Genomic DNA, 16,892 nt, shown 5'->3' on the forward strand with positions numbered 1-16,892 from the left:
CTGGCCTCTGCTCTGGTGAGACCTGACGTGTTTCACCACCTCGGGTCAAGGGGGCTGTGGTGGGATTGACGAATCGGGTTAGCAAGTACTAACGTATAAGCCATGACTAACGTAAATGATAGCTTTGCCGCATTGGCTGATCCCACCCGCCGTCAGGTGCTGGAGGTGCTGCTGGCCGGTCCGCGCCCGGTCACGGAGCTGGCGAAAGATCTGCCGGTCAGCCGCTCGGCCGTTTCGCAGCATCTGCGGGTTCTGTCTGAAGCTGGACTTGTGCGATCCGAACGGCAGGGGCGGCATAATTTCTATCAGGTGGATCCTGCTCAGCTGGCCGCGCTGCGCAGCTACTTCGATGACATGTGGACCCGCGCATTGGCGGCCTATGCCCAAGCCGTCGAAGCGCAGTATGCCAAGGAGAGCCGTGATGACTGACCTGCACGCAGTGGAGCCGATTGAGAAGCATCTGACAGTCCGGGTGCCGCAGGCCTTTGCCTTTGAGGTGTTCACAGAACGGATGGCGCAATGGTGGCCCGCCAGCACCCATTCGGTTGCCGCAGGGCAGGGCGCGCAGCCAACCGATATTGTGATGGAGGGGCGCCTTGGCGGGCGGATTTATGAGGTGCTGCCGGATGGTCGCGAAAGTGATTGGGGGCAGGTGACCGAATGGCAGCCGCCACAGCGTGTCGCCTTCACCTGGCACCCCGGACACCCGGTTGAACGCGCCACCCTCGTCACAGTGCAGTTCGCAGCGCTTGCTGAGGCTGAAACGGAGGTCACCCTTTGCCACGACGGGTGGGATCGCATTGCCGATGGCGCAGCCATTCGCCCGCAATATGTCCCGGGGTGGGATCATGTGCTGCGGGAATGCTATGCGGCTGCGCTGATCGTCAGCTGAGGTCGGTTGCCCGACCTCAGCCCCCTGATGGCGGGGCGATTACCCCCGCAGTTTGTGATGCAACAGGATTGGCACGGTGAGGTCTTCTTCATCCGTGAGGTGGCGATCCAGGAACCGCTGAATAGCCTGCGCATTTGTCAGAACATCCGGCAGTTCATTGGGCGCATCCCGTCGCGACAGGTCCATCAGCTTGATGAACCGGTTCGACGATTGCACCAGCCCATCCAGCAAGCCGTCCATCTCATGATGGTCTGCCTCCAGCATCTCCAGCCCGTCGATGAACCGGTCATCCGCTGCCATCAGTTCAGGGAAAAACTTGCGGTCTTCCCAGGTGTGGTGGCCATGCAGATTGCGCACCAGCGCATTGCCGAAATGGCCCAGACGCATCGCGTACCAGTCCGGATCCAGCTTTTTGTCCAGCATCTCTTCGGTATCGACCGCCACGATCTCAGCGATCTGGCGGAACATGGTATGAGCCCCCATCCAGCGTTCGATGGAAGCGGCGAAATTCGGGTGATCCGGCCAAGCGTCGCGCGGATACTCCCGAAGCAGGGTCTGCATGTCTTCGGGCAGCCCCTGTCTGACGGTGATGTCATATTGGGTCATGACAGGCAGATGGGGCGGCATGGGGTATCATACAACCTCATGAGCTGTGCGACGGTGAACCGGTCTTGTGCGCTGTTAGGCGGTCTGGCGGCTGGGCTGGCGCGACAGCAGCAGCCCGCCAAGGATCAGGGCCAGTGCCGCAAACAGTTGCGGCGGAACCGCTTCGGATAGCAGGAGGGCCCCGAAGATCACCGACCAGACCGGTACCTGATAGTTCACCGTCGCCAGGAAGGACGGCCCGGCTGAACGCGCCACCTGCACCAGCAGGATCTGGGCAACGGCGGTGGGGAAGATCCCAAGGTAAAGGATGGCCAGCAATGGCGTGGTTGAGGGCAGGCTTGGCACCCCTTCCTGCCAGAGCGAGACAGGCACAATCATGGCAGAGCCACAGATCAGTGCAGCGGCCGAAAGCGACAGCATGTTCACCTGCGGGCAGAGCCGGGCGATGATCGCCCCAATCGCATAGCAGAGCGAGGCTGCCAGGCAGGCTATGCGGGCCAGCGATTCAAAATCGGTCCCGGCAGAAGCGAAGGCATCCAGACCGATCAGCACCAGCACCCCAACGAAGCCAACCGAAAAGCCCAAGGTTCGGCGGAAGGTCATGCGTTCCTCGGGTACAAAAACATGCGACAGCGGCAGCACAAACAGCGGCACAATTGCCATGCAAACCCCGGCAAAGCCACTGTTGACGTAGGTCTGCCCCCAGCTGAGCAGCGTGAAGGGCAGGGCATTGGAAAAGAACCCCATGCCCGCGGCGGCAAGCCAAATGATGCGGCCCTCACCACTGCTAAGCGACGGCAAGGAAATCCCCATCACGCGGATCAGTGCCAGAACACTCAGCGCGCCGATCAGGATGCGCACAGCCGCAATGCTCATCGGCCCCATATCGTTCAACGCCACCGAAACCGCCATAAACGACGCGCCCCAGATGATGCCGAGGGTGATCAGTTTGATCCAGTTGATCAGGCCGGGTTGGTTGGGCTGACTGGCCATCATGGCGCTGCTCCGAAAATGGGATTTCAAATTGAAAGGGCGCCCCGAAAACCGGCGCGCCCCAGAACCTTTAGGCGGCGGGGCAGAGCCCGCCAAGCCTTGACCGGAAAATCCGATTAGTTCTTTTCTTTGTCGACCATTTTGCCGGCCGAGATCCAGGGCATCATGGCGCGCAGTTTGGCACCGGTTTCCTCGATCATGTGCTCGTCGTTGGCGCGACGCGACGCTTTGATGGTCGGCTGACCAACAGCGTTTTCCAGCATGAAGTCACGCACGAACTTGCCCTGCTGGATGTCGGTCAGAACATCTTTCATGCGGGCTTTGGTTTCGTCGTAGTTCAGGATGCGCGGTCCGGTAACGTACTGGCCGTACTCGGCAGTGTTGGAGATCGAGTAATCCATGTTGGCGATGCCGCCTTCGTAGATCAGGTCCACGATCAGCTTAACTTCGTGCAGACACTCGAAGTAGGCCATTTCCGGCGCGTAGCCAGCTTCAACCAGGGTCTCAAAGCCGCAGCGGATCAGTTCTACCAGGCCACCGCAGAGAACAGCCTGCTCACCGAACAGGTCGGTTTCACACTCTTCACGGAAGTTGGTTTCGATGATGCCCGAACGGCCGCCACCAATGGCGGAGCAGTAGGACAGGCCGATTTCCAGCGCTTTGCCGGTGGCGTCGGTGTCAACGGCTACCAGGCAGGGCACGCCGCCGCCTTTGGTGTACTCGCCGCGTACGGTGTGACCCGGGCCTTTCGGCGCCATCATGATCACGTCAACGCCTTCTTTCGGCTCAATCAGGCCGAAGTGTACGTTCAGGCCGTGGGCAAACGCGATGGCCGCGCCGGGGCGGATGTTGTCGTGAACGTATTTCTTGTAGGTTTCAGCCTGCAGTTCGTCGGGCATGGTGAACATGATCACGTCGCACCAGGCTGCCGCTTCTGCGATGCCCATAACTTTCAGGCCTTCTGCTTCGGCTTTCTTGGCCGAGGCGGAGCCGTCGCGCAGGGCAACAACAACGTTTTTCGCACCCGAGTCACGCAGGTTCAGCGCGTGGGCGTGACCCTGCGAGCCGTAGCCTAGGATCGCAACGTTCATGTCTTTGATCAGGTTGATGTCGCAATCGCGATCGTAATAAACGCGCATGGGGCGCTCCTCTTCACTGTCAGATGTGTTTGTCTGAGGTTGAGCATAGGCAGAAAATCTGCGTGTGCGAGTGTGAAGGGAATGGAAAATGTTCAATTTTTGCCGTAGCTATTCGTCAATCTGCGAATTTTCGGAAAAATCATGCTAGATGATCTGGATCGGCGCATATTGCGCTACATGCAAAGCGACCCTGAAACCTCGATCCCGGATCTGGCGGATCGGATCGGGCTGACCACCTCGCGCCTGTCACGCCGGCTGGACAAGCTGCGTGAAAGTGGTGTGCTGCGCGGCCAACAGGCCATCATCGATTGGCGCGCGCTTGGGTTTGAGGTGGAAGTCTCTTTGCGCATCACACTGGACAAAACCCAGACCCGCGCCTTTGACGAGTTTATGGAGGCCGCGCGGCTGATCCCTGAGGTGATCGAGATTCAGACCTTCCTGGGCCAGGTCGATGTGCGCCTGTCGGTCATTGCCCGCGACATGGGCCACTATCAGGATATCTATCGCCGCCAGATCCTGACCCTGCCGCATATCAACGACATCGAAGCGCTGATGCATGTGGCGCGGATCAAATCAGACGAAAGCCTGCCGATATGATCGACCTTGACGATATCGACCACCAGATCCTGCTGGCACTGTCGCGGGACGTCACACAGAGCGCCTCGGCCCTTGGGCGGCGGTTCGGGCTCAGCCAGCCTGCGACGTGGCGGCGGATCAAACGGTTGCAGGACGCGGGCATCATTGCCGGGCGCAAGCTGGATCTGGACAAGGAGAAGCTGGGCTTTGGCGTGACCGTTTTCCTTGGCGTGAAACTGGCCACCAAAGGCCGCGCCAGCCTGGAGGATTTTGAACGTGCCGTTTCCGCCATCCCTGAGGTGCAGACGGTGGAGCATGTCTTGGGCATGTATGACTACCGGCTGCGCGTCACCGCCCGCGACATTTCCGATTTTGAACGGGTTTTGCGCCGCCGGATCATGACGCTGCCCGGCGCCGGGAATGTGGAGGCCAATGTGCTCCTGTCCGAGGAACGTCGGCCCGGCCCCTTAGGCGCGGCGCCCAGCTAGTTCTATAATGCCCCTTGGCCCCTGTCGCCGGGCCGCATAAACAGGTCGCATAGAAAACAAAGGAGAAGCCATGCCTGCGCTGCTCGATACCGTTGATCCAGACGGTCTGCTTGAATTTTCGGTGGTCTTCACCGACCGCTCACTGAACCACATGTCCGCCGCCTTTCAGGGGGTGATGACCGATATCTCATCGATGCTGAAAGGCGTCTATAACGCGGATGCTGTGGCCATCGTGCCCGGTGGCGGCACCTACGCGATGGAGGCCGTGGCCCGCCAGTTTGGCCATGACGCCCACGCGTTGATCGTGCGCAACGGCTGGTTTTCCTACCGTTGGAGCCAGATCTTCGAGGCGGGGGATTTCACTGCGAAAACCACCGTGTTCAAGGCGCGTCAAACCGGCAACGGGGTGACCGAACCTTTTGCGCCCGCCCCGATTGATGAGGTGGTAGCCGCCATTCGTGAGGCCAAGCCAGAGGTGGTGTTTGCCCCGCATGTGGAAACCTCGGCCGGGTTGATCCTGCCGGATGACTACATCAAAGCGCTGGCCTCAGCCGCCCATGAGGTTGGCGCGCTGATGGTGCTGGATTGCATCGCCTCGGGCTGTGCCTGGGTGGACATGCAGGAAACCGGCGTCGACGTGCTGATCTCCGCGCCGCAAAAGGGCTGGTCAGCCTCCCCCTCGGCGGGGCTGGTGATGCTGTCAAAACGGGCGGAGGAACGGCTGGCCGCCACCACCGCAGACAGCTTTGCCATCGATCTGAAGAAATGGCGCGACATCATGGTGGCCTATGAAAACGGCGGTCACGCCTATCACGCCACCATGCCCACCGACGCGCTGCGTGCCTTTCGGGACACGATGGTCGAAACCCGTGACTACGGTTTTGACAGGCTGCGTGAGGCGCAATGGGAGCTGGGCAACGGTGTGCGGGCGATGTTGGCCGAAAAAGGCATCACCTCTGTCGCCGCCGACGGCTTTGGCGCCCCGGGTGTGGTGGTCAGCTACACCAGCGATGCTGAGATCCAGAACGGCAAGAAATTCGCCGCCGAAGGGATGCAGATCGCGGCCGGTGTGCCTTTGGCCTGCGATGAGCCTGAGGGCTTCATGACCTTCCGCCTTGGTCTGTTTGGCCTAGACAAGCTTTATGACGTGGACGCAACGCTCGCCCGCCTGAAGACCGTCCTCGACAAGGTTCTCTGAAAAACACGGGGCCGCTGCAAAAACGCGCGGCGGCCCTTTTCAATGTTCCAAAAATACTCCGGGTGATTTGGGGCAAAATCCCATTTTGACCCAAGAGGGCAGCGCCCTCCCTGCGAACTATTCAGGCCGGCCTCAGCCCTTCGCGCCAAGACCCATCTGCATCATCAGCTTACGCACCTGAGGCATGGAATAGATCGCGTTTAGCCCGGCAGCCCGCAGATCGCGCAGCGGCTGGGGTTCAATCATCGACGCCCGGTTCAGCAGATCAATGCCAGCGGCGCGGATCTGCACCTCGCGGTGGCGCAAGCGGTTGAATTCTTTCAGCATCTTCGCATCCCCCAGGCCCTCGGGGCGGGCTTCGGCCAGATCCAGCAGTACCCGCATGTCACCCAGCGACATGTTCAGCCCTTGCGCCCCAATGGGCGGCACCACATGGGCGGCTTCGGCCACAAGCGCAACACGTTCGCCGTCCATCCGTTCTGCCACTTGGTTGATGATCGGCCAGACAGTGCGGCGCGATGCCAATGACAAGGGGCCGAACAGCAGGCAGGAGCGTTCGTTCATCGCGGCTTCAAACTCGGATTCGGGCAGGTCCGCCAGACGCTGCACCTCAGCGCCCTGTTCCATCCAGACCACCGCGGAGGAGGGCATGCCCTGATAATCTGAAAGCGGCACCAGCGTGAAGGGCCCGCCGGAGCGGTGGATCTCGGTTGAGACGTTGTCATGCGGAATGGGGTGGGTGACGGCAAAGGCCAGCGCCTTTTGTCCGTAGCGGGTGGTTTTCACCCGAATGCCAGCGGCCTCACGCATGGGGGAGGTGCGCCCGTCGGCGGCAATCACCAGTTTGCAGGTGGCAGTGGTCCCATCCGACAGGCCAACCCGCGCCATCGTGCTGCGGGTGAACAGGGTGGTGGTGCCGGTTCCGGCGCGGAACTCTACGTTGTCCAGCGTCGCAAGATGTGCCGTCAACTCCCGCCGCAGCAGCCAGTTGGGCAGGTTCCAGCCAAAGGGTTTGTCCGAGATGTCGGAGGCGTTGAAATCTTTGACGATGCGCGGCTCTGGCAGGGCGCCGCCCGCATCCACAATACGCATGATCTGAAGGGGGGCAGCTTCATCCGCCAGCCGGGGCCACAGGCCTGCGCGTTCCAGCAAGGCCTGCGAGGGCTGCAAAAACGCGGTGGTACGCAGGTCGGATCCTTGCGCATCCCGTTCCGTGACCGGCGGCGTGGGATCGACGCAGAGCACCGAAAATCCCGCCTGCCCGAAAAGCGCTGCGGCCGTCAGCCCGGCGACGCCGCCACCGGACACCACAATATCAACATCAATGTTCTGCGCTGTGTTTTGCATTGGACTGCCTCTCTATTGCCCGGCAACCTAGACCTATCTGGCGGGCAGTCCAAGCGGCATCCTGTCACCCGCGGGTGATCACCAGAAGCAGGAGGTAAACCACCGGCACTGCGGCAACAGCAGGGATGTAGAGACCCGGAATGCCGAAGGTGAAAATCGACAGGCCCCAGAGGGCCAGCAGCACGACGGCGATCAAAAAGGCGATCACTTCACCCGAAAGGGATTTGCGGGGGCTTGCTGCGGTTTCAAAGGTGGTGTTGGCGTCTGCGATGCTCATCTTGGGGTCTCCAATCAACGTGGGGTCGGCGGGTGCTGGACGGCATCAGCCGTTGGCTTGACCCCCAGATAAACATTCAAACCCGCCGCACCATTGGTAGGATTGCCGCAGTGCGGCAACGCGCCACGTCCCCTGCTGCGCAATGCCGCAGGGCGGAGCAAGGGTGTGATTGCAAGGCCTTACTTGGCGTGCAGCTGCCCCAGGAAGTGGGTCAGGTCATCGGTGTGGTGGTGGATGTGATCGGCCTCATGCGGATCGGGGGCGACGTGAACTGTGCGCATCCCCAGGGCATGTGGCACGGCCAGATTGCGCGGGTCATCTTCGAACATGGCCCCCCGTTCCGTGCTGATCCCATCTTTGGCAAACACCATCTCAAAGGCTTCCAACTCGGGCTTGGGGCGGAAATCAGCATCCTCCACACCGTAGATCGCATCAAACAGGCCCGAGAGACCACGCGCCGCCAGCACCCGCTCCGCATAGGGGGCGGAGCCATTGGTGTAGACGATCTTGCGGCCCGGCAGCGCCTGAATGTGGCTGGCCAGATCGGCGTCAATTTCCAGATGATCCAGTGAGATTTCATGCACCTCAGTCAGGTAAGGGCCGGGATCGACATCATGTTCGCGCATCAAGCCGGTCAGCGTGGTGCCGTAGGTCGCCCAATAGTGGGTTCGCAGGTGATCAGCGCGGTCACGATCTACCCCCAAAGCCTCCATGACATATTGGGTCATCTTGACCTCAATCTGATCAAACAGCCGCGCCTGCGGCGGATAGAGCGTGTTGTCGAGGTCAAAGACCCATTGATCCACGTGGGAGAAGTCATTTTTAGGCATGGCCGCAAACTAGGCACGCGCGACAATAGGCGCAAGAGGGGAAGGGGTGAGTTTGCCTTGATCCTTTGGGCTGGGTCGCTACTGTGCCGGGATGACCCCTGTTGCCCCTCGGAGAGAGTTGAATGAGTGAGCTGAAACCGCAGAAAGACGCCTACACGCTGATCCTTGAGGCGATCGACACCGGCGTTTATCGCCCCGGCGATCGTTTGGTGGAAAGCGAGCTGGCCGAGCGTTTTGGCGTGTCGCGCACCCCGATCCGCGAGGCTTTGCAGCGGCTGGAGACACAATCCTTGCTGGCACGGGATGGCCGCAGCCTGATCGTGGCCTCACTGGATCACAACCAACTGTCCGAGCTATATGCTGTGCGCGCCGAACTGGAAGGTCTGGCTGCACGGCTGGCGGCGCGCCATGCCAGTGTGGAAGAAGTCAGCGTGCTGCGCGACATGGTCGAAGAGGATCGCAATCTGCTTGATGATCCGGCTGCGCTGAGCCGGGCCAACCGCCGGTTCCACAAACAGATCCATTTGGCATCCCACAACCGGTATCTGGTGCAGCAGTTGGATCTGGTGCACCGCACCATGGCCTTGATGGCGACCACCTCGCTTGCGGCCGAAGGGCGCGGCGTTGATGCGCTGGCCGAACATGAGGCGATTGTGAACGCGATTGAGGCGCGTGACGAAGATCGCGCGGACGACGCGCTGAAAAACCACATCTCAAAGGCCTTCACCACCCGCTTGAAGCTCGATTCCGGGCGCAACAGCCGCCTGTCCTGATCCCCGCAACGCCTGCGTAGGCGGGGAGATGCCGTGTTGTGTTTTGTCCCAATAAAACGGTGCAAAAATCAGCTCGGCCAAAGCTTTGTAGGCGGCCAGAACAGCCATGGGATAGTAGAGGTGCAGGCTGGGCACCCAAAGGGTCAGATGCCGTAAATGCGCCGCGCGTGTGGCGATGATGCCGATTGTTATGGTCAGCAGCTCTACCGTGATGAACCCTGCGGCCAAAAGTGTCAGCGCAATCGGGGGCACAACGGCCTCCAACGGGTGGCTGAGGCCCAGCGGGACCAGCCAAAAACTCCATAGCAGCGGCGCCAGAAAAAACTGCGACAGCGCGGTGATGAAGTGCAGCTGGACGCCAAGGAACTGCCGTGGCCCCAAATCACGGAACAATCTGATCGGCTGACGCATGTGCACCAGGTAGGTGGCCAAATACCCCTTTAGCCAACGGGATCGCTGACGCACCCAGGGTAGCGGGCGGCAGTTGGCCTCTTCCTCGGTGGTGCTGGGTAGCAATTCGACGCGATAGCCAAACCGTGCCAACCGGATGCCAAGATCTGCGTCCTCGGTCACGTTGTGGGCGTCCCAGCCCCCGACCCGCAACAGGGCATCGCGGCGGCAAAACACTGTGGTGCCGCCCAGCGGTATCGCAAAGCCCAGCCGCCGCATGCCTGGCAGGATCAGCCGGAACCAGCTGGCATATTCAACGGTGAAACAGCGGGCGATCCAGTTGCGGCCCGCGTTGTAATAATCCAGCACCCCCTGCACCCCGGCCAGATCACTGGGCGCATCGGTCATAGCCTGGGCCACCTGCCGCAATTGGTCCGGGGCAGGGGCATCCTCGGCATCGTAAATGCCGATGACATCCCCTGCGCAGACATCCAGCGCGTAGTTCATTGCCCGCGGTTTGGTGCGGGGCGTTCCATCAGGCACAACAACGGGTCGGATCCAGTCAGGCAGCGCGATCTGTTCCATCACCTGACGTGTGGCATGATCACATTCTTCCAGCAGAACCAGCACCTCCATCAGCTCCCTCGGGTAGTCCAGCCGGCTGAGCCTTTGGATCAGAGAGGGCAGCACCTCAGGCTCCTTATAGAGCGGCACTAGAATGGAGATGCTCAGGCCGGGGGCTGCGGATGGCAGGGGGATTTTCTGCCTGTTGCGGCCCAGATGTGCCAGCAAAGCCAGGCTTTTGGTGAGGCTGGCAACTGCCTGCGTGAAGATGGCCCAGCAGGTCAAGGCCGCCAGCACCAGCAGCGGGGCGATGGACAGCGCCAGCAGAATGAGCAGTGGTACGCTGGCAAGGCCAAGCGTCCGGCGTAAAGGGCGCTGTCCCCACCGCCGACAGCTGTGATCCAAAGCGGTGCGATGGCTGGCCGCATGGCACAGGCGCGGCCCCTGATGCGCGATCAGCGTGTCTTGGATGCAGCTGCGGGGGCTGAGGTATAGTTTGCAATTGCTGGGATGCAGATCGGCCCGCAGCCTGTTAGGGCAGAACCGTTCGGGGCGGGCCACCGCCAGATGGGTGACACCTGCCTCTTGCCAGAGGGGCAGCACCTGCATCTGCAGACACCGATGCGAATCGAACCTGTTCAGCAGCGTGGGATCTTGGCGGAGGTTTGGGCTGGGGTAGCGTTCCAGTCCCAGCCAATTGGCATAATGTTCCTGCTGTGTCTCACTGGTCAGGATACCGGCGCTGACCAAGACATCGCCAAGCAGCAGCGAGGTGCGGATTAGTTGCCCCTGCGCCCAGAGCAGCTGGCTGGCTGAAATCACCCCGCGATCCAGCAGATATTGCCCATAGCGGGGGCCGGTTGCCTTCGGGTGGGATTTCGGATGGTGAAGCACCATGACACACCAACAGATTGCAGAAACAAAAAAACCACGCCGGACGGGGCCGACGCGGTTTACTCTGTCTCAACTGTGGTTAATGGCGCGTTAAGGCGCTGTTAGCCACGGGCCGCCATGTTTTCGGCAAACCGCTCAAACAGGTAGAAGCTGTCCTGGGGGCCGGGGCTGGCTTCGGGGTGATGCTGTACCGAGAAGACCGGGCGGTCGGCCATACGGATACCGCAGTTTGACCCGTCAAACAGCGACACATGGCTTTCGACCACACCTTCGGGCAGCGTCTGCGCATCCACCGCAAAGCCGTGGTTCATCGAGGTGATTTCCACCTTGCCGGTGTCATGTTCTTTCACCGGGTGGTTGGCGCCGTGATGGCCGTGGTTCATCTTGACCGTTTTGGCCCCCAGGGCCAGCGCCAACATTTGGTGACCCAGACAAATGCCAAAGACCGGCAGGTCTGCATCCAGCACACCTTTGATCATCGGCACGGCATATTCGCCGGTTGCCGCCGGATCACCGGGACCGTTTGACAAGAACACACCGTCAGGATCGTGCGACAGGACTTCTTCGGAGGTGGCAGTGGCCGGCAGTACGGTCACGTCACAGCCGGCGGAAGCCAGACAGCGCAGGATGTTGCGCTTGGCACCAAAGTCGATCGCAACAACCTTATGCTTCGGTGCTTCCTGGCGCGGGTAGCCATCAGGCCAGGCCCACCGCATCTCATCCCATTTGTAGGATTGGGCGCAGGTGACTTCCTTGGCCAGATCCATGCCCTCAAGGCCGGCAAAGGCGCGTGCCTTGGCCACCAAGGCTTCGATGTCAAAGTTGCCTTCGGGATCATGGGCCAGGGCCACATGCGGGGCGCCCTGCTGGCGGATCGCGCGGGTCAGGCGACGGGTGTCGATGCCGCCGATGGCGATGCGGCCACGTTTGGCCAGCCAATCCGACAGGGTTTCCACGTTGCGCCAGTTGCTGGGCTCCGTCGGGTCCCATTTCACCACCATACCTGCCGCGACCGGATCGCCAGTTTCATCGTCTTCCGGGGTGGTGCCGGTGTTGCCGATATGCGGGAAGGTGAAGGTCACGATCTGACCCGCATAAGACGGGTCAGTCATGATTTCCTGATAGCCGGTCATGGCGGTGTTGAAGCAAAGCTCTGCCTCGGTTGCGCCGGTGGCGCCGAACCCTCGTCCGTAAAAGACGGTTCCATCGGCAAGGGCAAGGCACGCGGTGGGGCGGGTGTCGGGCTGCTGGGCCATGTGTCTGGTCTCCGATGTGGGCAAATTGGCGGGGTAATACGGCTGGTGGCGCATGGGGTCAAGGCCCGTTAGGGCCAAGTGGGGCAGGTTTTTCGGGCATTCTGCCGCAGAGTGCGCGTGCAGCCAAGGCAGAAGGATAGGGCGTTGACGCGCACGGCAAGCCAATGGTTGTCAGACACAAGGCAACAGGGTAGGGTCGGCGGCTATCGGAAACCCTTGGGGATGGGACCAAATGGAATTGCGTGAGCGTGTCATGGCCGAAATGAAACAGGCCATGAAAGACAAAAACACCACCCGTGTATCGACACTTCGTTTGATCAACGCAGCGATCAAAGACCGCGATATTGCCGCCCGTGGCGAAGGCCGCGAAGAAGGCGTTGGCGATGCAGATGTGCTGGCAATCCTTGGCAAAATGGTCAAGCAGCGTCAGGAAAGCGCCCGCCAGTACGAAGAGGCCAGCCGGTTCGATCTGGCAGAGCAGGAACTGGTTGAGATCAAGGTGATCGAAGACTTCCTGCCGCGTCAGTTGAACGACGATGAAGTGGCCGCCGCCGTAGATGCCGCGATCACCGCTGTCGAAGGGTCTTCGATTCGCGACATGGGTAAGGTGATGGGTGTTCTGAAAGAGAAGTACACCGGCCAGATGGACTTTGGCGCGGTGGGGCCGATGGTGAAAAACCGCCTGAGCTGACCCATCTGTCAGAGCTATTTTCAAAAGGGGCCGTCTGGCCCCTTTTTCTTTGCGCGTGATCCATGTTCTAGTTCCCCCCGGAGTGAAGGGAGACGGCCATGTTTGCAGAGGTTTTGGCAGAGGTACGCGGCCACCATCGTGGTTTGGCGGACTATCTGGAGGCGGTTGCAGACAAGCCATTGCGATTTGACGGTGATAACGCCAACCGCCAGTCCGGCTGGAACCATGAAACTTTGGGCTATCTGGAACTGCTGGCCCCTTCTGAGCCTTGGATCAACAGCGGGCTGCGCACCCGTTTTGTCGAAGCGATCCTGCAGCGCTGGCAGGCGCGGCTGAAAGGCATGGCCCCTTATCGGGCGCAGGGCTATCGCCTTTATGTCTACGAATCGCTGGCGCTTACCGTTTCTGCAGTGGCGGAAACCGAAGGAGGATTTCCCTACCCCGGTCAGCCAAGGTTCGTCGACCACCCGCGGGATGTGGCCAAGCTGTTTCATGGCGGTGGGCTGTTTGAACGCAGTGAGTTGGTGCCCGTCACCCCTAAGGAGGTGCTGGCAGCGGTGGAAAAACACAACGGATCTATCAGCAAACTAACCGCTCAGGCGCTGAGTCTGCAGGTTGGTGATTTGCGCAAATGGATTGAGTTTCTGGGGCTGGCCGATCAGGTCAACGCGCTGCGCAAACGCAACAAGCGTCGCCCCGCACAGTTCCGTAGTGAAGAACAGATGCCAGAGCATAGCTACCACATCTATGAGCGCCGATTGCCTGCCGGGTATTGATCCTAAACGCTGGACGTGACTTGCAGGGCTTTCAGGTAATCCTTCAACTCGCCATGCAGCACTTTGCGCTCATCCTCTGACAGGAAGCTGCCGATTTCCACCCGCCGCCCGTTGCCGGACAGGGTGACGTAGAACGGCACCTTACCGCCGCTCACATGCATCTCGGCCCGGGCCCAATAGGCATTGCAGCGCCATTCCTGCGCGGCCCCTTTCACAGGTGTGTGGGTCAGGATCAGCTCGTCCTCATCGAGGTGCAGTTCCTCTAAGATCTCACCGCTTTTGTAGGACTTCTCCAAGCCCAGCCAGAGCGCGGCGACCATGATCAGGATGAAGGGCAATATCACCCAGAGCGCCGTGGTGCCCAAGACCCCATAAAGCGGGATGAGGCTGAGGAAGAAAGCCATCAGAATCATCGCCGCAAACCCGCGGCGGGGCAGGGACCGATAGGGCCAGAGGCTCAGCGCTGGGGTGTCTGACGGAACCGTCGGGGAGGGGGACCATTGGTGCGGCATAGGGCGGAGTTTAGCGCCCTGCCAGCGGAGGGAAAGTGACGAATTGATGCGTTTCGCCATTATGCCAAAAAGGATCACGGCAAAGAAAAAGGCCCCGGAAATCCGGGGCCTTTGGTGTTGCTTGGATCAGCGGTCGCTTAGTGCGACGGCGCTTTGTCCCAGTCTTCCTGCTTGGGGAGCGTTTCAAAAGTGTGCTCCGGCGGCGGGCAAGGCAGGGTCCATTCCAGGGTGTCTGCGTATTCGTTCCAGTAGTTGTTCTCTTCAACCTTCTTACCGCGCAGCAGGGCGTGGATAACAATGCCGAAGAACAGGATGAACGATGCGAAGGAGATCAGAGCACCGAAGGAGCTGATCTTGTTGAAATACGCAAAGGCTTCCGGGTAGTCGATGTAACGACGCGGCATGCCCTGGCGGCCCAGGAAGTGCTGCGGGAAGAAGGTGACGTTCACGCCAATGAAGAACAGCCAGAAGTGAATCTTGGCAGCAAATTCATTGTAGTGACGGCCTGTCATCTTACCGAAGTAGAAGTAGATCCCGGCGAAGATGGTGAAGGCTGCACCCATCGACATGGTGTAGTGGAAGTGGGCCACAACGTAGTAGGTGTCGTGGTAGGCGCGGTCAACGCCAGCCTGGCTCAGAACGATGCCGGTTACACCACCGATGGTGAACAGCACCAGGAAGCCCAGACCGAACAGCATCGGCGCTTTGAACTCCAGCGAGCCGCCCCACATGGTGGCGATCCACGAGAAGATCTTAACCCCGGTCGGAACCGCGATGACCATGGTGGCCAGCATGAAGTAGGACTGCTGGGTCAGCGACATGCCAACGGTGTACATGTGGTGCGCCCAAACAACGAAGCCCAGACCACCAATGGCGATCAGCGCCCAGACCATCGGCAGGTAGCCGAAGACGGGTTTGCGGGCGAAGGTTGCGAACACGTGGCTGACCAGACCGAAGCCGGGCAGGATCACGATGTACACTTCGGGGTGACCGAAGAACCACAGAATGTGCTGGTACAGGATCGGGTCGCCGCCGCCAGCAGGATCAAAGAAGGTGGTGCCGAAGTTACGGTCGGTCAGCAACATGGTGATGGCGCCTGCCAGAACCGGCAGCGACAGCAGGATCAGCCACGAGGTGACGAAGATCGACCAGGCAAACAGCGGAACCTTGAACAGGGTCATGCCAGGGGCACGCATGTTCAGGAAGGTGGTGATCATGTTGATCGCACCCAGGATCGACGAGGCGCCCGATACGTGCACCGCAAAGATCGCCAAATCCATCGACATGCCGCCTTCGCTGGTGGACAGCGGCGGGTACAGAACCCAGCCCACGCCCGAACCCAGCTGGCCGTTGCCGCCGGGGCTCAGCATCGAGGCAACACCCAGCGAGGTGCCTGCGAAATACAGCCAGAACGACAGGTTGTTCATCCGCGGGAACGCCATATCCGGTGCACCGATCTGCAGCGGCATGAAGTAGTTGCCGAAGCCGCCGAACAGTGCCGGGATGACCACGAAGAACATCATCAGCACGCCGTGATAGGTGATCAGTACGTTCCAAAGATGGCCGTTCGGGGTGCAGGGATCGGCCATGAAGCCTTCCTGGCACATGTACTGAACGCCGGGCTCCATCAGCTCCAGGCGCATGTAAACGGTGAAACATACCGAGATCAGACCGACGATCGCCGAGGTGATCAGGTAAAGGATACCGATATCCTTGTGGTTGGTCGACATGAACCAGCGCGTAAAGAAGCTGCGCTCGTCCTCATGGTCGTGGCCGTGGATGGCTGCGTCTGCCATTCTTGCCTCCTGTTGGTGTGTTAAACGGCGCAAGAGGGAAGCCCCCACACGCCGGTGATCAATTCACGTTTTAGAATGATGGGCCTTAGGGGGCAATTGCGGAATTTGACGTAGATCAAAGTATTTTGTCGCACCCCCGCCCCTCAGACCCTTGCAAAGCTGAGGCATTTCTGTCTGGAGACGCGAAAACAGGCACCCGGTCGGGTGCCTGTCGCGCGATTTCCTTGAAACGGCGGGAATCACTCCCTATGCGTCCATCGCCTGGCGCATCAGCTGTCGGATGCTGCGGCTTCGGTCTCTTCCTCAGCCGGGGCAGGGGCCAGCGATGCCAGATAGGCCGCAACATCTTCGCCGCCCTTTTTCAGTTTGAAGGTCATTTTCGATTTGGCCTTCGAATCGCCGGTCACCTCTTTCAGGTAACCTTTGGGGTCTGCGACATAAGCGGCCAGGCCCGCTTCGTCCCAAACGATGCCCGCTTCGCCGGCGGCCACGATGCTTTTGCCGTATTTATAGCCCTCGACCGAGCCCAGTGGCTTGCCGACGATGCCATAGAGGTTCGGGCCGGTCTTGCCGCCTTTGACGATCATGGTGCCGTCATCAGCTTTGATCATGTGGCAGGATTTACATTTCTTAAACGCTTTTTCGCCTGCTGCTGCATCACCTTCGGCAAGAGCGGGGGCGGCGAGGGCAGCCAAGGTGGCTGTGGCGATCAGAATATTTTTCATTGCGTGCCTCTTGTTGATATGGGTTCGCGTCACCGCAATAGATAGCGCCAGCCCCGTTGCGGCAATAGGTTTCTGTGTCTCACGGGCGTGGTTGAATTGTCGCAGGGGGGCATCATCAAGGTGGGTTTGGGTGCCTGCCAAGGTGCAGCTTGGCGACGAGAGCCTGTAA

19 protein-coding genes are annotated in these 16,892 nt (G+C 60.3%); 8 read left to right on the forward strand and 11 right to left on the reverse strand.

The features are described from left to right. Window positions 1-102: 102 nt before the first annotated feature. Window positions 103-429 (forward strand): metalloregulator ArsR/SmtB family transcription factor, encoded by a 327-nt coding sequence (locus ACORLH_RS06440; protein WP_321831804.1) that lies wholly within the window; start codon window positions 103-105, stop codon window positions 427-429. Next, window positions 422-892 (forward strand): SRPBCC domain-containing protein, encoded by a 471-nt coding sequence (locus ACORLH_RS06445; protein WP_321831806.1) that lies wholly within the window; start codon window positions 422-424, stop codon window positions 890-892. The genes ACORLH_RS06440 and ACORLH_RS06445 overlap by 8 nt, the downstream gene beginning before the upstream one ends. Before the next feature lie 39 nt (window positions 893-931). Here the strand turns inward: ACORLH_RS06445 and ACORLH_RS06450 are convergent, their stop codons facing one another. The 3 genes from ACORLH_RS06450 to ilvC form a co-directional block, all read right to left on the reverse strand. After that, complete coding sequence (locus ACORLH_RS06450) at window positions 932-1,519, reverse strand: hemerythrin domain-containing protein (RefSeq protein ID WP_321831807.1); 588 nt, start codon at window positions 1,517-1,519, stop codon at window positions 932-934. A gap of 54 nt (window positions 1,520-1,573) precedes the next feature. Next, complete coding sequence (locus ACORLH_RS06455) at window positions 1,574-2,494, reverse strand: DMT family transporter (RefSeq protein ID WP_420719806.1); 921 nt, start codon at window positions 2,492-2,494, stop codon at window positions 1,574-1,576. A 113-nt stretch (window positions 2,495-2,607) separates the two neighbouring features. Further along, window positions 2,608-3,630 (reverse strand): ketol-acid reductoisomerase, encoded by a 1,023-nt coding sequence (gene ilvC / locus ACORLH_RS06460; RefSeq protein WP_321831808.1) that lies wholly within the window; start codon window positions 3,628-3,630, stop codon window positions 2,608-2,610. A 141-nt stretch (window positions 3,631-3,771) separates the two neighbouring features. Between ilvC and ACORLH_RS06465 the strand changes: the two genes are divergently transcribed. From ACORLH_RS06465 to ACORLH_RS06475, 3 genes are all read left to right on the forward strand, one after another. Then, window positions 3,772-4,227 (forward strand): Lrp/AsnC family transcriptional regulator, encoded by a 456-nt coding sequence (locus ACORLH_RS06465; RefSeq protein ID WP_321831809.1) that lies wholly within the window; start codon window positions 3,772-3,774, stop codon window positions 4,225-4,227. Further along, entirely contained in the window at window positions 4,224-4,694 is a 471-nt protein-coding gene (locus tag ACORLH_RS06470) for an Lrp/AsnC family transcriptional regulator (RefSeq protein WP_321831810.1), read from the forward strand. Before ACORLH_RS06465 ends, ACORLH_RS06470 begins: the two co-directional genes overlap by 4 nt. Before the next feature lie 70 nt (window positions 4,695-4,764). Further along, complete coding sequence (locus tag ACORLH_RS06475) at window positions 4,765-5,892, forward strand: aminotransferase class V-fold PLP-dependent enzyme (RefSeq protein WP_321831811.1); 1,128 nt, start codon at window positions 4,765-4,767, stop codon at window positions 5,890-5,892. Between the two features lie 132 nt (window positions 5,893-6,024). Here ACORLH_RS06475 and ACORLH_RS06480 read toward each other — a convergent pair whose 3' ends face one another. From ACORLH_RS06480 to ACORLH_RS06490, 3 genes are all read right to left on the reverse strand, one after another. Continuing rightward, window positions 6,025-7,239, reverse strand: a complete 1,215-nt coding sequence (locus tag ACORLH_RS06480) for a UbiH/UbiF family hydroxylase (RefSeq protein ID WP_321831812.1) — start codon at window positions 7,237-7,239, stop codon at window positions 6,025-6,027. 64 nt (window positions 7,240-7,303) lie between these two features. Further along, window positions 7,304-7,516: a hypothetical protein gene (locus tag ACORLH_RS06485; protein ID WP_321831813.1), complete on the reverse strand. Its 213-nt coding sequence runs from the start codon at window positions 7,514-7,516 to the stop codon at window positions 7,304-7,306. Between the two features lie 179 nt (window positions 7,517-7,695). Next, on the reverse strand, window positions 7,696-8,346 hold the full coding sequence (locus ACORLH_RS06490; protein WP_321831814.1) for a pyrimidine 5'-nucleotidase: 651 nt from the start codon (window positions 8,344-8,346) through the stop codon (window positions 7,696-7,698). Between the two features lie 122 nt (window positions 8,347-8,468). Here ACORLH_RS06490 and ACORLH_RS06495 point away from each other — a divergent pair, with 122 nt between their 5' ends. Further along, complete coding sequence (locus ACORLH_RS06495; protein ID WP_321831816.1) at window positions 8,469-9,119, forward strand: GntR family transcriptional regulator; 651 nt, start codon at window positions 8,469-8,471, stop codon at window positions 9,117-9,119. Here ACORLH_RS06495 and ACORLH_RS06500 read toward each other — a convergent pair. Both ACORLH_RS06500 and carA read right to left on the reverse strand, forming a co-directional pair. Continuing rightward, the gene (locus ACORLH_RS06500) at window positions 9,060-10,970 is read right to left on the reverse strand and encodes a glycosyltransferase family 2 protein (protein ID WP_321831817.1); all 1,911 of its coding nucleotides are present in this window, start codon (window positions 10,968-10,970) and stop codon (window positions 9,060-9,062) included. The genes ACORLH_RS06495 and ACORLH_RS06500 overlap by 60 nt on opposite strands. A gap of 98 nt (window positions 10,971-11,068) precedes the next feature. Beyond that, window positions 11,069-12,223 (reverse strand): glutamine-hydrolyzing carbamoyl-phosphate synthase small subunit, encoded by a 1,155-nt coding sequence (carA, locus tag ACORLH_RS06505; RefSeq protein ID WP_321831819.1) that lies wholly within the window; start codon window positions 12,221-12,223, stop codon window positions 11,069-11,071. Between the two features lie 232 nt (window positions 12,224-12,455). On the opposite strand from carA, the gene ACORLH_RS06510 reads away from it, so the two are divergent. Together ACORLH_RS06510 and ACORLH_RS06515 are read left to right on the forward strand one after the other, a co-directional pair. Then, window positions 12,456-12,914, forward strand: a complete 459-nt coding sequence (locus tag ACORLH_RS06510; RefSeq protein ID WP_321831820.1) for a GatB/YqeY domain-containing protein — start codon at window positions 12,456-12,458, stop codon at window positions 12,912-12,914. 98 nt (window positions 12,915-13,012) lie between these two features. Further along, window positions 13,013-13,690: a hypothetical protein gene (locus ACORLH_RS06515; protein WP_321831821.1), complete on the forward strand. Its 678-nt coding sequence runs from the start codon at window positions 13,013-13,015 to the stop codon at window positions 13,688-13,690. Window positions 13,691-13,692: 2 nt separating this feature from the next. On the opposite strand, the gene ACORLH_RS06520 is transcribed toward ACORLH_RS06515, so the two are convergent. The 3 genes from ACORLH_RS06520 to ACORLH_RS06530 all read right to left on the reverse strand — a co-directional run bounded on the left by ACORLH_RS06520 (window position 13,693) and on the right by ACORLH_RS06530 (window position 16,723). Continuing rightward, window positions 13,693-14,262 (reverse strand): DUF2244 domain-containing protein, encoded by a 570-nt coding sequence (locus ACORLH_RS06520; protein WP_321831822.1) that lies wholly within the window; start codon window positions 14,260-14,262, stop codon window positions 13,693-13,695. A 77-nt stretch (window positions 14,263-14,339) separates the two neighbouring features. Continuing rightward, window positions 14,340-15,998, reverse strand: coding sequence for a cytochrome c oxidase subunit 1 (locus ACORLH_RS06525; RefSeq protein ID WP_321831823.1), 1,659 nt, complete (start codon window positions 15,996-15,998; stop codon window positions 14,340-14,342). Window positions 15,999-16,267: 269 nt separating this feature from the next. Beyond that, complete coding sequence (locus tag ACORLH_RS06530) at window positions 16,268-16,723, reverse strand: cytochrome C (RefSeq protein WP_321831824.1); 456 nt, start codon at window positions 16,721-16,723, stop codon at window positions 16,268-16,270. Window positions 16,724-16,892 lie beyond the last annotated feature (169 nt).

Origin of the sequence: Thalassovita sp. (assembly GCF_963691685.1) — a bacterium.
Taxonomy (GTDB): domain Bacteria; phylum Pseudomonadota; class Alphaproteobacteria; order Rhodobacterales; family Rhodobacteraceae; genus Thalassobius.

Bases quoted from the DNA above. Each gene is read 5' to 3' on its own strand.
- ACORLH_RS06525 (WP_321831823.1), bottom strand. From the start codon at position 15,998: ATGGCAGACGCAGCCATCCACGGCCACGACCATGAGGACGAGCGCAGC.
- ACORLH_RS06480 (WP_321831812.1), bottom strand. From the start codon at position 7,239: ATGCAAAACACAGCGCAGAACATTGATGTTGATATTGTGGTGTCCGGT.
- ACORLH_RS06445 (WP_321831806.1), top strand. From the start codon at position 422: ATGACTGACCTGCACGCAGTGGAGCCGATTGAGAAGCATCTGACAGTC.
- ACORLH_RS06450 (WP_321831807.1), bottom strand. From the start codon at position 1,519: ATGCCGCCCCATCTGCCTGTCATGACCCAATATGACATCACCGTCAGA.
- ilvC (WP_321831808.1), bottom strand. From the start codon at position 3,630: ATGCGCGTTTATTACGATCGCGATTGCGACATCAACCTGATCAAAGAC.
- ACORLH_RS06485 (WP_321831813.1), bottom strand. From the start codon at position 7,516: ATGAGCATCGCAGACGCCAACACCACCTTTGAAACCGCAGCAAGCCCC.
- ACORLH_RS06470 (WP_321831810.1), top strand. From the start codon at position 4,224: ATGATCGACCTTGACGATATCGACCACCAGATCCTGCTGGCACTGTCG.
- ACORLH_RS06490 (WP_321831814.1), bottom strand. From the start codon at position 8,346: ATGCCTAAAAATGACTTCTCCCACGTGGATCAATGGGTCTTTGACCTC.
- ACORLH_RS06530 (WP_321831824.1), bottom strand. From the start codon at position 16,723: ATGAAAAATATTCTGATCGCCACAGCCACCTTGGCTGCCCTCGCCGCC.
- ACORLH_RS06475 (WP_321831811.1), top strand. From the start codon at position 4,765: ATGCCTGCGCTGCTCGATACCGTTGATCCAGACGGTCTGCTTGAATTT.
- ACORLH_RS06515 (WP_321831821.1), top strand. From the start codon at position 13,013: ATGTTTGCAGAGGTTTTGGCAGAGGTACGCGGCCACCATCGTGGTTTG.
- ACORLH_RS06500 (WP_321831817.1), bottom strand. From the start codon at position 10,970: ATGGTGCTTCACCATCCGAAATCCCACCCGAAGGCAACCGGCCCCCGC.
- ACORLH_RS06465 (WP_321831809.1), top strand. From the start codon at position 3,772: ATGCTAGATGATCTGGATCGGCGCATATTGCGCTACATGCAAAGCGAC.
- ACORLH_RS06455 (WP_420719806.1), bottom strand. From the start codon at position 2,494: ATGATGGCCAGTCAGCCCAACCAACCCGGCCTGATCAACTGGATCAAA.
- ACORLH_RS06510 (WP_321831820.1), top strand. From the start codon at position 12,456: ATGGAATTGCGTGAGCGTGTCATGGCCGAAATGAAACAGGCCATGAAA.
- ACORLH_RS06440 (WP_321831804.1), top strand. From the start codon at position 103: ATGACTAACGTAAATGATAGCTTTGCCGCATTGGCTGATCCCACCCGC.
- carA (WP_321831819.1), bottom strand. From the start codon at position 12,223: ATGGCCCAGCAGCCCGACACCCGCCCCACCGCGTGCCTTGCCCTTGCC.
- ACORLH_RS06495 (WP_321831816.1), top strand. From the start codon at position 8,469: ATGAGTGAGCTGAAACCGCAGAAAGACGCCTACACGCTGATCCTTGAG.
- ACORLH_RS06520 (WP_321831822.1), bottom strand. From the start codon at position 14,262: ATGGCGAAACGCATCAATTCGTCACTTTCCCTCCGCTGGCAGGGCGCT.